This window comes from Devosia enhydra, assembly GCF_900119845.1.
In the GTDB taxonomy this organism is placed as follows: Bacteria; Pseudomonadota; Alphaproteobacteria; order Rhizobiales; family Devosiaceae; genus FPKU01.
The window spans coordinates 857,221-871,590 of the sequence record NZ_FPKU01000002.1 but is presented as its reverse complement, the minus strand read 5'-3'; the positions used below and the strand labels follow the sequence as shown (position 1 = coordinate 871,590).

The 14,370-nt window shown below is 68.1% G+C and carries 11 protein-coding genes; 6 read left to right on the top strand and 5 right to left on the bottom strand.

Annotation, left to right across the window (positions count from 1 at the left end; all coding sequences use genetic code 11):
* Positions 1-82 precede the first annotated feature (82 nt).
* Complete coding sequence (locus tag BT183_RS13295; RefSeq protein ID WP_072344764.1) at positions 83-1,252, top strand: pyridoxal-phosphate-dependent aminotransferase family protein; 1,170 nt, start codon at positions 83-85, stop codon at positions 1,250-1,252.
* A 12-nt stretch (positions 1,253-1,264) separates the two neighbouring features.
* Here the strand turns inward: BT183_RS13295 and BT183_RS13290 are convergent, their stop codons facing one another.
* The 5 genes from BT183_RS13290 to BT183_RS13270 form a co-directional block, all read right to left on the bottom strand.
* Positions 1,265-2,962 (bottom strand): alpha/beta hydrolase, encoded by a 1,698-nt coding sequence (locus tag BT183_RS13290; protein ID WP_084603519.1) that lies wholly within the window; start codon positions 2,960-2,962, stop codon positions 1,265-1,267.
* Between the two features lie 2 nt (positions 2,963-2,964).
* A complete protein-coding gene (locus BT183_RS13285) occupies positions 2,965-3,591 on the bottom strand; it encodes an exopolysaccharide biosynthesis protein (RefSeq protein ID WP_072343868.1) in 627 nt (208 codons plus the stop codon).
* Between the two features lie 136 nt (positions 3,592-3,727).
* Positions 3,728-5,083 (bottom strand): MmgE/PrpD family protein, encoded by a 1,356-nt coding sequence (locus BT183_RS13280; protein WP_177282531.1) that lies wholly within the window; start codon positions 5,081-5,083, stop codon positions 3,728-3,730.
* A gap of 16 nt (positions 5,084-5,099) precedes the next feature.
* Entirely contained in the window at positions 5,100-6,098 is a 999-nt protein-coding gene (locus BT183_RS13275) for an ABC transporter ATP-binding protein (protein ID WP_072343862.1), read from the bottom strand.
* Positions 6,095-7,096 carry an ABC transporter ATP-binding protein gene (locus tag BT183_RS13270; protein ID WP_072343860.1) on the bottom strand — a complete coding sequence of 334 codons (1,002 nt, stop codon included), beginning with the start codon at positions 7,094-7,096 and terminating at the stop codon, positions 6,095-6,097. The genes BT183_RS13275 and BT183_RS13270 overlap by 4 nt, the downstream gene beginning before the upstream one ends.
* Before the next feature lie 223 nt (positions 7,097-7,319).
* Here BT183_RS13270 and BT183_RS13265 point away from each other — a divergent pair, with 223 nt between their 5' ends.
* The 5 genes from BT183_RS13265 to BT183_RS13245 all read left to right on the top strand — a co-directional run bounded on the left by BT183_RS13265 (position 7,320) and on the right by BT183_RS13245 (position 14,286).
* Complete coding sequence (locus BT183_RS13265) at positions 7,320-8,258, top strand: ABC transporter permease (protein ID WP_244545329.1); 939 nt, start codon at positions 7,320-7,322, stop codon at positions 8,256-8,258.
* Positions 8,258-9,088 carry an ABC transporter permease gene (locus BT183_RS13260; protein ID WP_072343857.1) on the top strand — a complete coding sequence of 277 codons (831 nt, stop codon included), beginning with the start codon at positions 8,258-8,260 and terminating at the stop codon, positions 9,086-9,088. The genes BT183_RS13265 and BT183_RS13260 overlap by 1 nt, the downstream gene beginning before the upstream one ends.
* A gap of 340 nt (positions 9,089-9,428) precedes the next feature.
* Positions 9,429-11,000 (top strand): ABC transporter substrate-binding protein, encoded by a 1,572-nt coding sequence (locus BT183_RS13255; protein ID WP_072343855.1) that lies wholly within the window; start codon positions 9,429-9,431, stop codon positions 10,998-11,000.
* Positions 11,001-11,134: 134 nt separating this feature from the next.
* A complete protein-coding gene (locus BT183_RS13250; RefSeq protein ID WP_177282529.1) occupies positions 11,135-12,955 on the top strand; it encodes a sensor histidine kinase in 1,821 nt (606 codons plus the stop codon).
* Complete coding sequence (locus BT183_RS13245; protein ID WP_072343852.1) at positions 12,952-14,286, top strand: sigma-54-dependent transcriptional regulator; 1,335 nt, start codon at positions 12,952-12,954, stop codon at positions 14,284-14,286. The genes BT183_RS13250 and BT183_RS13245 overlap by 4 nt, the downstream gene beginning before the upstream one ends.
* Positions 14,287-14,370: the final 84 nt, after the last annotated feature.

Here is a 14,370-nt window from a genome sequence, read left to right as displayed (position 1 = left end):
AGAATACAAACCGATTGTGCCCAGCCAAAAATAAATGCAAAATGCCATCCAGCATTTCAGTCCATACGCGGCAAGGCATCAGATGAGTCACTCGTTCGGCCCCCATTTCCTCCACATCCCCGGCCCGAGCCCGATTCCGGAGCGCGTCCTGCGCGCCATCAGCCTGCCGATCATCGATCATCGCGGCCCCGAATTCGCCGAGCTGGCGCGCACCGTGCTCGCCGGCATGCAGCGCGTCTTCAACACCGCCCATCCGGTGCTGATCTTCCCCGCCTCGGGCACCGGCGCCTGGGAGTCCGCCATCGTCAACACCCTCGTCCCCGGCGATCGGGTGCTGATGGTCGAGACCGGCCATTTCGCCACCCAGTGGCGCAAGCTGGCCGAAAAGCACGGCATCGCAACCGATTTCATCCCCGGCGACTGGCGCGACTGGGCCGATCCCGCGGCCATCGCCGAGCGCCTCCGCGCCGACACCGACCACGCCATCAAGGCGGTGATGGTGGTGCATAACGAGACCTCCACCGGCGTCGCCAGCCCTATCGCCGCCATCCGCAAGGCCATCGATGCCGAGGGCCATCCCGCCCTGCTGATGGTCGATGCCATCTCCTCTTTGGGCTCCCTGCCTTACCTTCACGATGACTGGGGCGTCGATGTCACCGTCACCTGCTCGCAAAAGGGCCTGATGCTCCCCCCCGGCCTCAGCTTCGTGGCGCTGTCGCCAAAATCGATCGCCGCAGCCAAGGCCGGCGGCGCCCGCCGCTCCTATTGGGACTGGGCCGAGATGATCGCCTTCAATCGCGACGGCTTTTTCCCCTACACCCCCGCCACCAACCTGCTCTACGGCCTGCGCGAATCGATCGCGCTCATCGAGGCCGAGGGCTATGACGCCGTCTTTGCCCGCCACGACCGGCTCGCCGCCGCCACCCGCGCCGCCGTGCAGGCCTGGGGGCTCGAGGTGCTCTGCCGCAACGAGCAGGCCCATTCCTCGGTGCTCACCGCCGTGCTGATGCCCGAGGGTCAGGATTCCGATGCGCTGCGCGAGCACATCCTCGCCCGCTACAATCTTTCGCTCGGGCAGGGGCTGAGCAAGCTCAAGGGCCGCGTCTTCCGCATCGGGCATCTGGGCCAGTGCAACGAGCTGACGCTGCTCGCCGCGCTCTCAGGCATCGAGATGGGCCTTGCCGATACCGGCGTCCCGCACCAGCGCGGCGGCGTCAATGCCGCCATGGAGGCCCTGCGCCAGGCGGCCTGAGGCCGAGCGCCGTCAGCGCCGGAACCAGCCCGCCTCGATCAGCGTACGGTCGCCCTCGCGTGCAAAGCCCTGCCGCAGCCGGGCCAGCGCCTCGGGCGTCCAGCCGGGCGGATCGGTCAGCGCCACCCAGGCATCGAGATAATCGGTCGGGGCATAGACATGCCCGAAGCCGATGGGCGAGGTCTGGGCCAGCGCCATGTCGAGCGCGAGCTGGAAGAACGTCACAACCGGATACCAGTTGAGCCGCGCCGCCACGTCGGGCGCGCGCGGCCCCCGCAGCCATTCGGGCTGGCGATAGAGCAGTGCCGGCTCGAAGAACACGATGGGGTCGCTGGGATATTGCAGGTAGAGGATGCGCACCGGCCCCCAGCCCGTCGCGTCGGCATCCCTCAGCGTATCATGGTTGGCAAAGCGCACCGCCGACCCGTCCCCGATGCGCGGCAGCCAGCGCGGGCTGTCGGGGTTGCGCGTCGTCACGAGGTTGCGCCAGTTCGGGCTGGCAAAGGGCGGCCCCACCCAGAGCGCGCCGTGGAACGGGTCCCCGAGGATTTCGTAGAGCGTCGCCGAGGCCTGCGAGCTATAGGCCCCGAGGCTGAGCCCATGCAGATAGAGCTTGGGCCGGGCCTCGGGCGGCATGGCCGTCCAGCGCGCATAGACCGCCGAAAACAGCGCCTGCGCCGTCGCCACGCCCACATCGGGCTCGCTCACCAGCGACAGCCAGCTGGTGAGGTAGGAATATTGCACCGCAACGCTCGCGACATCGCCGCGATGCAGCACTTCGAGCGTATCGATGGCCGGCGGATCGACCCATCCGGTCCCCACCGGCATGATCAGCACCAGCACCGAGCGCTCGAAGGCGCCCACCCGGTCCATCTCCGCCAGCGCCAGCGCCGCGCGGCCCTCGACGGTCTCTGCCGACCGTAACCCCACATAGATCCGGAGCGGCGCCATCGCGCTGCCGGCCAGCGCCGCGATCTCGTCGCGCGTCGGGCCCGATTGCACATAAACCCGCGCGTCGCGCCCGATCGTGTCCCAGTCAATGAGCGAGGCGGCGCTGCCCGAGCGCGCCGGGTCGGCAGGCGGCGCCTCGTAGATGCCCGAGAGCCGGTCGAGATCGGCATAGAACCGGTCGGCCGCCGCCAGCGTCCAGCGCAACAGAACGCCATCGACAGCCGTCGCGAACAGCGCGCCCACCACGATCATGCCGCCCACCATGGCCGCCCGCTTGGGCACGAGGCGCATCAGCCAGCGTGAAACCACCCTCACGCCGGCGACGATCAGCGTGCCGAGCGCGATGAGCAGGCTTGCCGGCAGCACTGCGATGGCCGCGACCCATAAAGGTTGCTGGCTTTCCACCGGCGGCATGTCCATCACCGCGCGCGTCACGTTCTGCCAGCCGGTCGAATGCCACAAAAACACGCTGGCAAGGATCACCCCGCCCGCCACCAGCACAAGCCGCGCAAGGCGCGTCACGCGCGTCTGGGTGATGGAAAACCCCAGATAGGCCCAGAGCCATTCGATGAAGACCCCGATGCCATAGCCCGCGGCAAACACACAGCCGCTCAGCAGCCCCTGCAGCACATAATGGCGGGGCAGCAGCGACGGGGTCAGCGACAGGGAAAAGAGCACGAGCCCCAGCAGCAGCCCCGTGGTCGGCTGCCGGTCGAGCGCCCTCAGCAACCGGCTCGAAAACGGGGCCCCGGCCGCCATCGTCAGCCCGCCATCAGCATTTGAACGAGATGCAGCACGCCCCAGATCGCTCCGCCGGCCAGCGCCAGCCCGAGGCAGGCGATCGCCATGCCGATCACGACACCCAGCCCGTCGCGATTGATGCGAGAGACGCAGATCACCGCGATGCCAACATTGGGCACGGCGTTGATGAAGGGGATCGGCAGCACCATCGGCAGGCTCACCGCGATGATGAAGAGCGCCAGAAACCGCCGTGCTCCGTCACCGGCCAGCAGCCCGAGCCGGGGCCGCGAGAAGCGGCCGATGAGCCGGGCAACCAAGGTCAGCCGCTCGAACATGCGGGCGACGAAACCGGAGGAGATGCGCCGCCTGCCGATCCAGCCCGAAACCCGCAGCGGCCGGTCGATCAGCATGGCGATGGCCACCGCGATGATGGCAAAGCCGATGGTGCCGCCATAGCCGGGCGGGCCGGGGATCATGTTGAGCCCGCTGAGCACCAGGATGACCAGCATATGGGCCCGCGCGCCAAGCAGCGTCACGAGGCTGCCCAGCGCCAGCCGTCCGCCTTCCGCCTCGGCCTCCCCCGCGATCCGGGCCGCGATCGCCGCGACCTGCGCTTCGATGGGGGAGCGGTGGGCGTGGTCATCCATGAGCGGGGGCGTCCGGCAGTCGGGTCTGGTCGCGCGACCTTAAAGCGTTTGCAGGCGAAGTGGAAACCGCTTCCCCGTCCGGAAATGCGAGAGACCCCGGCCATGTCCCGCCGGTTCAGGGAAACCGCGCACGCCTTTAGCCGAACAGCCGCGACATCCCGGCAAGCGGGTCGCGCGCGAATGCCAGCAGATCCCGGGCCAGGGCGGGCGGCACGAGGCTTTCGAGCTTGCCGGCAAAGAGCGCCTCGGCCCCCGCCTGATCGACCCCGTCAAACGGGCCGTCATAGGCCCGTTCGCCCAGCGCGGCGTCACCCGCATAGGCGGTGACGATGGCGGGAAAGATACCCTTTTCCAGATGCCGCGCCTCGAGTGCGTCATCGCCCTCGACGCTGAGCCTGTCCATGAACCCGAGCACGGCCCGGTCATGGACGGCATCGCCCTCGAAATCGGCGAGCACCGAGCGGCCCCGCACGCAGGCGCTGGCAGCCGCGAACGGCAGGCTGAAGCGCGCCGCGAGGTGATTGTCGATCCGCCGGGTCGAGAGCGACTGCGAGCTCGATGTCTTGACCCTCACCACCAGCCGCTCGATGCGCTCGGCCCCGATCTCGCGCCCGAGTTCCATGGCGCCGCGAATGGCGGCCTGGCAGCCGAAATTGGCGGGAAAGAGCTTGATCGAATAGGCCGCCAGATCGCGGTCGGACGCAGGGGTTTCGAGATAGACGGTGTCGGCCGACCCGGCCCCGAAGCTTGCAAGCCAGCCCTTGTCCCCGGTGATCGGCGCCTCGGGCCCCGTCGCTCCGGCTTCCGCCAGAAGCGCGCAATGAAGCGCATGGCGGGCCGAGAACCCCACCGAAAAATCCTTGTCGGGGCTGTAGCTGCCCACCTTGGGCGACATCGCCGAGAGCAGCCCCGCCGGCAGCGTCCCGGCGCAGATGCCGGTGGCGGCAAGCGCCATCTCGGTGTCGGCCGCAAGCAGCAGCGCACAGGCGAGCGCAGCCGCCGGCGCGGCGGTCAGCGACGTGGTCCGGAAGCCCAGGCCGTTGGCGCGATGGGCCCGCCCCAGCGCCTCGCCGAGCCCGATATTGGCGGCAAAGCCGGCCCAGAGGGCCTTGAGCACCGCCTCGGGCGAAGAGCCCCGCATCTGGGCCAGCGCCAGCACGGCGGGCACGATGACCACCGCCGCATGGCCGTTGTTGCGCCCGTTGATCAGCACTTCCTGATAATCGAGCGCCTCGGCGGCCGTGCCGTTGAGAAAGGCCGCATCGAGCCCGGCCGCCTTCTGTTGACTGCCCCAGACGGCGCAGCCCTCGGTTCCGAGCACGAGCCCGGCTTCGTCGAGCCCGGCGCCACCGATCCGGTGCGCCCGCGCATAGGCGGCGATCGCGATGGTGTCGGCCACCAATTGCCCGAGCACGGGGAGAAAGGGCTCGGGGAGGTCGTCTTGCATAAGGGCGACATGGCCGGCGATCCAGTCGCGGTCGGAAATGGGCATGAGGATGTTCCCGTGTTCAGGCGGCGGCTGGGCGCTCGCGGTTTGCGACATGGCAGGCGACGCGCCCGCCATCGGGCCAGGTTTCGAGCCCCGGCATCGCCTGCGCGCAGATCGGTTCAGCCAGCGGGCAGCGCGTATGGAAGGGGCAGCCGGGTGGCGGGTCGATCGGCGAGGGCAGGTCGCCCCCGATGGGCGGGCTCTGATGGGCCTTCTCGATGCGCGGATCGGCCGAAAGCACCGAGCCGATCAGCGCCTGCGTATAGGGATGGCGCGGGGTGGCAAAGAGCACGTCGCGGGGCGCCTGCTCCACCACCCGCCCCAGATAGAGCACGAGAATGTCGTGGGCGATCTGCCGGACCACCGAGAGGTCGTGGCTGATGAACAGGATCGAGAGCCCCATCTCGCGCTGCAGCTTTTCGAGCAGCACCAGCACCTGCGCGCGGATCGAAACGTCGAGCGCCGACACCGCCTCGTCGCAGATCAGCAGCCCAGGCTCGAGCACGATGGCGCGCGCGATCCCGATGCGCTGCGCCTGCCCGCCCGAAAATTCATGCGGAAACCGGTCGGCCATCTCGGGGCGCAGCCCGACCCGCTCCATCGCCTCGAGCACCTTCTGCCGCCTCTGCGCGCCCGAGAGTTCGGGGCGGTGGGTCGCGAGGGGTTCGGCGATGATGTCGAGCACCCGCATGCGCGGATTGAGCGAGGCGACGGGGTCCTGGAACACCATCTGCATCTGCGGCCGCACCCGGCGGAATGCGGGCTCCGAGAGCGCCGAGATCGCCTCGCCGTTCCAGCGCACCACCCCGCCCTTGAGGCTTTGGAGGCGCAGTATGGCGCGGGCGAGGGTCGATTTCCCGCATCCCGATTCCCCCACCACGCCCAGCGTACGGCCGGGCGCGATCGTGAGGTCGACATCGCGCAGCGCCGGCAACTCGTCGGCGCGGCGGAAGGGCCCGCGCGAAATCGCGTAGCTCACCGAAAGATTTTCGACCACAAGGCCAGCCTCGGGGCTCATGAGGCCACCGCCCGGGCGAGGGGCGCCTCGCCCTCGGCGACGGGAAAATGGCACGCCTGACGCTGCCGCCCGGTCCGCGCCGCAAGCGCCGGCGTCTCGGCCCGGCACACGGGCTCGGCCTTGAAGCAGCGCGGCGCAAACATGCAGCCCACCCGCTCCTGCCGCCCATCGGGCGGATGGCCGGGGATCGGGGTAATGGCGCGGATCGGCCGCCTGATATCGGGCATGCTGGCGAGCAGGCCGGTGGTATAGGGATGGGTGGGGGCCAGCAGCACCTCCTCGACGCTGCCTTCCTCGACGATGGTTCCGGCATAGACCACCATCACCTTGTGGGCGAGCCGCGCCACCACACCCATGTCATGGGTGATGAGCACCACGGCGAGCCCCTGCTCGCGCCGCAACTCCTCGAGAATGTCGAGCACCTGGATCTGCACGGTCACATCGAGCGCCGTGGTCGGCTCGTCGGCGACCAGCAGTTTGGGATTGTTCGAGAGCGCCATGGCGATGGTCACGCGCTGCCGCATGCCGCCGGAAAACTCGTGCGGAAACATATCGAGCCGGCGCCGCGCCTCGGGAATGCGCACCCGCTCGAGCAGCCGCAGCGCCTCGGCCCGCGCCGCCTGCCCATCCATCCCCCGATTGAAGCGCAGCAGCTCGGTGATCTGGGCCGAAATCGTGCGATAGGGGTTGAGAGCCGTCATCGGGTCCTGGAACACATAGGCGAGTTCCCGCCCGCGCACCCGGTTGAGCTCGGCCTCCGTCAGCCCCAGCAGGTTGCGCCCCCCGAGCCAGGCTTCGCCCGTCGCCCGTCCATTGCCCGCGAGCAGCCCGCCCAGCGCCATGAACATCTGGCTCTTGCCCGATCCGGATTCGCCAACCACGCCGAGCACCTCGCCCGCCGCGAGCGAAAAGCCGACATCGTTCACCGCCAGCACCGGGCCGGAGGGCGAGGAGAACCGCACGCAAAGATGCTTGACCCCAAGCAGGGGCTCGGTCATGGCAGGACCCCGGAACGACGTGGAAGCGTCCGGACGGACGCGCGACCGGGCTCAGCAATACCAATCGGGCCGGCTTGTCAATTCGCCTTGGACCAATTGCTTATTCCAGGAATGACGTCGCCAGGAGAAAAGCTTTGCGCATGATAACGAAATCGTGGAATGTGCGCCTCGCCTGCGCCCGCAATCCGGTGTCTCGTTCCAAACTGCCTCATGAGCCGCGCCCGTGTCGCTGAGTTTCGTCCTCTCCAAGCTCCTGCGCCTCGTTCTGACCGTCTGGGCGGCGGCGACGCTCGTGTTCATCATGCTGAGACTCGCCGGCGATCCGGTGGCCGCCATGGTGCCCTCCGATGCCCCGCAGATCGTCATCGATCGCTACCGCGAGCGCTTCGGGCTCGATCAGCCCTTCATCATCCAGTATTTCGCCTATCTGCGCGGCATCCTCTCGGGTGATTTCGGCATCTCGTTCCGCACCGGCGGCCCGGCCTGGGACATGGTGGCCCCCCGCATCCTGCCCACCCTCATCCTCACCGGCACCGCGACACTGGTCGCCATCGTCCTGGGCGTTCCGGCCGGCATGCTGGCTGCCGCCAACCACAACAGCCCCTTCGACCGGCTGGTGATGAGCTTTTCGGTCTTCGGCTTCGCGATGCCGAACTTCTTCCTCGGCATCCTCCTGATCCTGCTCTTCACGCTCAACTGGCGGCTCTTGCCCTCGGGCGGCTTCGAGCATCCGCAGAGCCTCATCATGCCCGCCATCACCTTGGGGCTCGCGTCGGCCGGCGCCTATGCCCGCCTCACCCGCTCGGCCGTGCTCGAGGTGCTCGCCTCGCCCTTCATGCGCACCGCCCGAGCCAATGGCGTGCCGCCTTTGCGCCGCATGACGCACCATGTGCTGCGCGCCGTGCTCGTGCCGCTCGTCACGCTGGCCGGCTTCAGCATCGGCGCGCTCATCGCCGGCGCGGTGGTGACCGAGACGGTGTTCGCCTGGCCCGGCATCGGCCGGCTGCTCGTCACCTCGGTCACCGAGCGCGATTTGGCGGTGGTGCAGCTCATCGTCATCCTCGCCGCCCTCACCATGGCGATTTCCAACATGATGGTGGACCTGCTCTATGGCTGGCTCGATCCGCGCATCGGCACGCGCCGCCGCTCGGGAGCCGGCTGATGGCTCGCTGGCGCCTCGGCTTCGTCATCCCCGCCTTTCTGCTGGGACTCGTCATCGCCTTCGCGATCTTCGGGGATTTTCTCACCCCGCATGATTACGGCACATCGAGCCTCCTCAACCGCAACAAGCCGCCGGTCTTTGCCGGGGGCAGCTGGGCCTATCCGCTGGGCACCGACGGGCTGGGGCGAGACCTGCTCGCCCGGCTGGTCTTCGGCACCCGCATCAGCATCGGGCTCGCGCTCGTCGGCACGCTGATCGGGGCGGTGCTGGGCACCGTGCTGGGGCTGATCGCGGCGCGCAGCAACAATCTCATCGGCGCCCTCATCGTTGCCGGCATCGACCTGCAGGCGGCGGTGCCCTTCATGATCATCGCGCTCGCGACCCTCGCGATCTTCGGCAATTCGCTCACCCTCTTCGTGGTGATCCTCGGGCTTTACGGCTGGGAGAATTACGCCCGGCTGGTGCGCGGCTCGGCCATGTCGGCCCATACCCTGCCCTTCGTCGAGGCGGCGCGCAGCATCGGGGTGGGCGCCATGACCATCGATCGCCGCCACATCCTGCCCACCGTCTTCAACGTCGTGATCGTGCAGGCCACCCTCAATTTCCCCCAGACCATCCTGCTCGAAAGCGGGCTGAGCTTTCTGGGGCTCGGCATCCAGCCGCCCTTCACCAGCCTCGGCCAGCTTCTGGGCGAGGGCCGCGACAGCCTGGGGCGCGCCTGGTGGCTGGCGGTGGTGCCGGGCACGCTGATCTTTGTCACCACGCTTTCGGTCAGCCTCTTGGGCGATGCCCTGCGCGACCGGCTCGACCCCACGATGCGCCGGGGCTGACTTCGGGAGCATGGAATTCGCCGCCCCGGCGGCAAGTCGAACGGCCATGCCTTTTCGCACCGGAGGCGCGGCTGCTATCACCACCCTCGGTGCACAAGCGCTTCCAGGCGAACTGGATACCGGTTCGCCGTTCGGAAGCGCGACAAAACGAAGACTGAGAGCTTTTCACCGGTTCAACGAAACGGTGAAAAGCTGAAGAGGCGCGGTTGGGCGCAAGGCCTTGACCGCATCGAACGTGCCTTGGGGGAGGGAGGACCCTTGCTGCCCCTAGGTCACAGCAAGCCGCGCGGCGCACCACTCTTTCGAGCCACGGCGCCCCGGAAACGAGAGGACTATTAAGATGAAACTGCTCAGGGCCGCGGTTGCGGCCGCCGCCATCGGCCTTCTGGCCGGTCCGGCACTGGCTCAGGACAGCCGCCCGGATTTCGTCGTCGCCGTGAACGGGCTCTATCGCAGCATCGAGCCCATCGATGGCAATTCCACCAATGCCCAGCGCATCATGGATTCGATCTACGATCCGCTGGTCACCCGCAACTGGACCGAGGACCCCGAGGGCGGCGAACTGCGCCCCTCGCTTGCCACCGCCTGGGAGCAGGTCGATGACCTGACCTGGCGCTTCACCATCCGCGAGGGCGTGAAGTTCCACAATGGCGAGACGATGACCGCCGAAGACGTGGCCTTCACCCTGTCGGCCGAGCGCATCTGGGGCGACAACGCGCTGGTGCCTGCCGGCACGCGCTACACCACCTCCTTTGCCTCGGTCGAGGCCATCGATGCCACGACCGTCGAGGTCAAGACCGACATTCCCGATCCCAACCTGCCCTACCGCTTCGTGACCCCGCTGGGCTTCGTCGTGCCCAAGGCCCATTACCTCGAAGTCGGCGTCGAGGCCTTCGGGCAGAAGCCCATCGGCACCGGCCCCTACAAAGTGGTCGAGTTCGACCAGGCGAGCCACGTCAAGCTCGAGGCCTTCGAGGATTATTGGGGCGGCACCCCGCCGCTCAAGACCATCGAATTCCGCATCGTGCCGGAATTCTCGGCCCGTCTCGCCGGCATGGTGGCGGGCGAGTTCGACATCATGGTCAACGTCCCCATCGACGAGGTCGAGACCGTCGAGACCTATCCCGAGATCACCTATGTGAGCCGGCCGGGCGACAACTACATCATGTTCGCCTACAACACCCTCGATCTGCCCGAATTCGGGCCGAACCCGGTGTCCGACGTCAACCTGCGCTACGCCATGAGCGCCGCGATCGACCGCGATGCGCTGGTCGAGGCCCTGTGGGGCGATGCGACCTTCGCCCCGGCTCCGTTCAACTTCCCCGACTCGCCGGCCTTCTACGACCCCGAGGTCAAGCCGCTCATCGGCTACGACCCCGAGGCCGCCAAGGCCTGGCTCGAAAAGTCGAGCTATAATGGCGAAGAGGTGGTGGTGAACGTCGTGCGCGGCGCCTATCCCAATTTCGACCTGGCGGTGGAATTCCTCGCCGAGCAGTGGCGCAATCTGGGCATCAATATCCGCCTCAACATCGTCGACAGCTGGCCCTTGGCGCTCAAGCACCCCTTCGGCCTCCTGAACATGTCGATGTCGACCACCTTCGATGGCACCCCGACCCGCTCGATCTGGGGCTTCTGGGGCCCGGATTCGGCCCGCGCCACGCGCGCCGACGATCGGAGCTGGGCCCCGCCGGCCGAGTTCGTCGCGCTGGGCGAGCAGTATCTGGCCGAGCCCGACGTCGCCAAGAAGGTCGCGCTCTTCCGCGAGATGGTCGCCATCTGGGAGCGCGAGCAGCCGGCCCTCATGCTGTGGCGCTCGATCGTCAACTGGGTCGTCTCGAACGACTATGAGTGGACCTCGGTCAACGGCAACGCCATGCTGCTCGGCCCCGGCTATATCAGCGTCAAGAACTGACCTCCGGCTTGGCTGCGGCGGGCTCCTGCCGCAGCCTCTCCTGCCTCCACCATTGTAACTTCGAGCCAACTGGGCTCAACTCGCCCCGCATGGGCATGGCCGGACGAACCGGCCGGCCCCGCGGAGGATCTGCGTTGCTGCCCCGAGCCATAGAGCGCCGCCACGGGCTGGCGAGCCTTGTCATCTTCGCCCTCGTCGTCATGGCGGCGCTGGGCAGCTGGCAGCTGGCCTTTTCGGCGCGCCTCAACGAGGTCGGCCGCCAGGTCGAGGACCGGCTGACGCTCAATCTGCGTACCGTCGAAAGCGAGATCGCGCGCTTTGGCTACCTGCCCGGCGTCATCGGCAAGGACAACCGGGTCACGACCCTTCTGGCCGCCACCGGCAGTGACCCCGCCATCGCTTCGGCCAACGCCTATCTTCAGTCCGTGCGCGCCATGTCTGGAGCCGACGAGCTCTATGTCCTCGATCTTGGCGGAGAGACGCTTGCGGCCAGCAACTGGAACGAGCCGGGCAGCTTCGTGGGCCACAATTACGGCTTCCGCCCCTATTTCACCGATGCCATCGCCACCGGTAGCGGCCGGTTCTATGCTGTGGGCGTCACCACCGGAAAGCCCGGCTATTTCCTTGCCATCCGCGTCGATGGTGCCTCGGGGCCCATCGGGGTCGTCGTCGCCAAGGTCGACATGGCGCCCCTTGCCGCCAACTGGGCCGCCGCCGGCGAGCGCAGCGCGATTGCCGATCATGACGGGGTGGTGTTCCTTTCGGGCGATCCCTCCTGGATCTACCGGCCGCTCCAGCCGCTGCCCGATACCGCACTCGGCCCCATCCGCACCGAGCGCCGTTATGATGGCGTCGATATCGCCGCCAACCTGCCACTGGCCGAGGCGACCGGCGCCCGCCATGGCAGCCTCGTCATCGAGCTGGGCGAAGAGACCTATCTCCTGGGCTCGCGGCCGATCGATCCCGATGGCTGGCGGCTGATCTCGGCCCTGCCCCTCGAGCCGGCCGAGCGCGAAGCCACTCTCATTGGCGTTCTGGGCGCATTGGCGACGCTTCTGGGCGTCGGCGCGCTGCTGCTCGCCCGGCAGCGCCGGCAGATCGTCCGCCTCAAGCTCGATCAGACCGCGCTGCTCGAAAAACGGGTTGCCGAACGCACGAGCGAACTCGCCCATGAGGTCGAGGAGCGCCGCCGCGCCGAAGCCGAACTGCGCTCGACCCAGGAAAACCTCATCCACACCGCCAAGCTTGCCGCGCTGGGCCGCATGTCGGCTGCCATCGTCCACGAGGTCAGCCAGCCGCTCTCGGCCCTCGACACCACCCTTGCCGCCGCCGACCGTCACGCCGAGCGGCAGGCCACCCACGATGTCAGGCACAATCTGGGCAATGCCCGCGCCCTGCTCAGGCGCATGCAGCGCACCGTCAAGCATCTGCGCAGCTTCTCCTCCCGCCGCGATCCCGGCCCGCCCGAAGCCGTCGGCATTGCCGGTGTGCTGGAAGCGGCCATCGAGATCGTCGCACCGCAGGCGCGCGATACCGGCATCGACATCGCCCTTGCCATCCCCGAGCCCCTGCCTCGCGTCCGCGGCAACGCCCTGCGGCTCGAGCAGGTGTTCATCAATCTCCTCCTCAACGCCATCGACGCCACCCGCGCCGCTGGCGAGACGGGCATCCGCATCACCGCTGAAGCCGACCCGGAGGGCCTGTGCGTCACCATCGCCGATCCGGGCCCCGGCATTCCCGATGCGGTGCGCGATCGTCTCTTCGAGCCCTTCTTCACCACCAAGACGACCGGCGAGAGCCTCGGGCTCGGGCTCTCCATCTCGCGCTCGCTGCTCGAGGAGTTCGGCGGATCGCTCAGCCTCGATCCGGGTCCGGGCGGCGGCACGCGCGCCACCGTCCGGCTTCCCCTCGCCCCCGTTCCCGCCCGCCCCGTCCGCGCCGAGGAGCCGGCATGACTTCGCCCGAAAGCAATTCGCGCGGCGCCATCGTCTTCATCGACGACGAAGCCGATCTCTGCACCGCCGCCGAGGCCTGGCTCGGCGTCTCCGGATTTTCGGTGAGGAGCTTCACTTCGGCTCGCCGGGCCATCGCCGAGACCGATCCCGATACCGTCGACTGTCTCGTCACCGACCTGCGCATGCCCGATATCGACGGCATGGGTGTGCTGACGCATTTTCGCCGCATTGCGCCCGACCTCCCGGTGGTTCTCCTCACCGGCCATGGCGATGTGTCCCTCGCGGTCGCGGCGATGCGTGAAGGCGCGCATGATTTCATCGAAAAACCATATGACGCGGACCTGCTTGTCGCGGTTCTTGACAGGGCTGCAGAGCGCAGAAACGTGGGTCGCGAGCTTTTCCGCCTGCGCCAGCGCGCCGGCGACGACGCTCTCGAGAGCCGGCTCGTCGGCCTCTCTCCGGCCATGACTGCCCTCCGCCGCGCCGTCCTCCAGCTGGCAAATATCGATGTCGATGTACTGGTTACCGGAGAAACCGGCACCGGCAAGGAGGTCCTCGCCCGCGCCCTGCACGATTTCAGCCGCCGCGCCGCCCGCCCCTTCGTCGCCATAAACTGCGCCGCCATCCCCGAAGCGATCTTCGAAAGCGAAATGTTCGGCCACGTCAAGGGCGCCTTCACCGGCGCCGCCGGCGAGCGGATCGGCAAGTTCGAATACGCCTCGGGTGGTACCGTCTTTCTCGACGAAATCGAGTCGATGCCTCTTGCCCTTCAGGCCAAGGTCTTGAGAATATTGCAGGAACGAGTTGTCGAACCTCTGGGCTCGAACGCCGCCCGACCCATCGATGTCCGCGTCATCGCCGCCAGCAAGGTCGACCTCAAGGCCGAAAGCGAAGCCGGCCGCTTCCGTCCCGACCTCTATTTCCGCCTCGCCACCGTCGACCTCGCCATACCGCCCCTGAGGGACCGCCGCGAGGATATCCCCCTCCTCTTCTCGCTCTTTGCCGCCGCCGCCGCCCGGCGCTTCGGGCTCGGTGACGGCGCCCCGCTCGTGCCGCCCGCAGACCTTCACGCACAAAGCTGGCCCGGCAATGTTCGCGAGCTCAAGGCCCTGGCCGAACGCACGATACTCGGCTTCGGGCGTCCCGGGGACAAGGCGGGCAAGGCCCTGCCGCCGCTCGCCGATCGGGTCGCACGCTTCGAGGCTGCCGCCATCGAGGCGGCGCTCCGCGAAGCCAAAGGCTCGACCGCCGAAGCCGCCGAACGCCTCGGCCTGCCGCGCCGCACCCTCAACGAAAAAATCGCCCGCTACGGCCTGCGCGTCCCCGGATGAGCCCCGCCCGGCTCTGGCGGAAATTTGCCAGCACCGCGGCCTTCCCGGGCGGAAACTTGCCGCATTTCCAGCCGTCAGGCGAAA

Excerpts from the sequence above, each read along its gene's own strand:
- BT183_RS13280 (WP_177282531.1), bottom strand. The coding sequence starts at position 5,083 with ATGCCCATTTCCGACCGCGACTGGATCGCCGGCCATGTCGCCCTTATG.
- BT183_RS13270 (WP_072343860.1), bottom strand. The coding sequence starts at position 7,096 with ATGACCGAGCCCCTGCTTGGGGTCAAGCATCTTTGCGTGCGGTTCTCC.
- BT183_RS13245 (WP_072343852.1), top strand. The coding sequence starts at position 12,952 with ATGACTTCGCCCGAAAGCAATTCGCGCGGCGCCATCGTCTTCATCGAC.
- BT183_RS13285 (WP_072343868.1), bottom strand. The coding sequence starts at position 3,591 with ATGGATGACCACGCCCACCGCTCCCCCATCGAAGCGCAGGTCGCGGCG.
- BT183_RS13290 (WP_084603519.1), bottom strand. The coding sequence starts at position 2,962 with ATGGCGGCCGGGGCCCCGTTTTCGAGCCGGTTGCTGAGGGCGCTCGAC.
- BT183_RS13260 (WP_072343857.1), top strand. The coding sequence starts at position 8,258 with ATGGCTCGCTGGCGCCTCGGCTTCGTCATCCCCGCCTTTCTGCTGGGA.
- BT183_RS13275 (WP_072343862.1), bottom strand. The coding sequence starts at position 6,098 with ATGAGCCCCGAGGCTGGCCTTGTGGTCGAAAATCTTTCGGTGAGCTAC.
- BT183_RS13255 (WP_072343855.1), top strand. The coding sequence starts at position 9,429 with ATGAAACTGCTCAGGGCCGCGGTTGCGGCCGCCGCCATCGGCCTTCTG.
- BT183_RS13295 (WP_072344764.1), top strand. The coding sequence starts at position 83 with ATGAGTCACTCGTTCGGCCCCCATTTCCTCCACATCCCCGGCCCGAGC.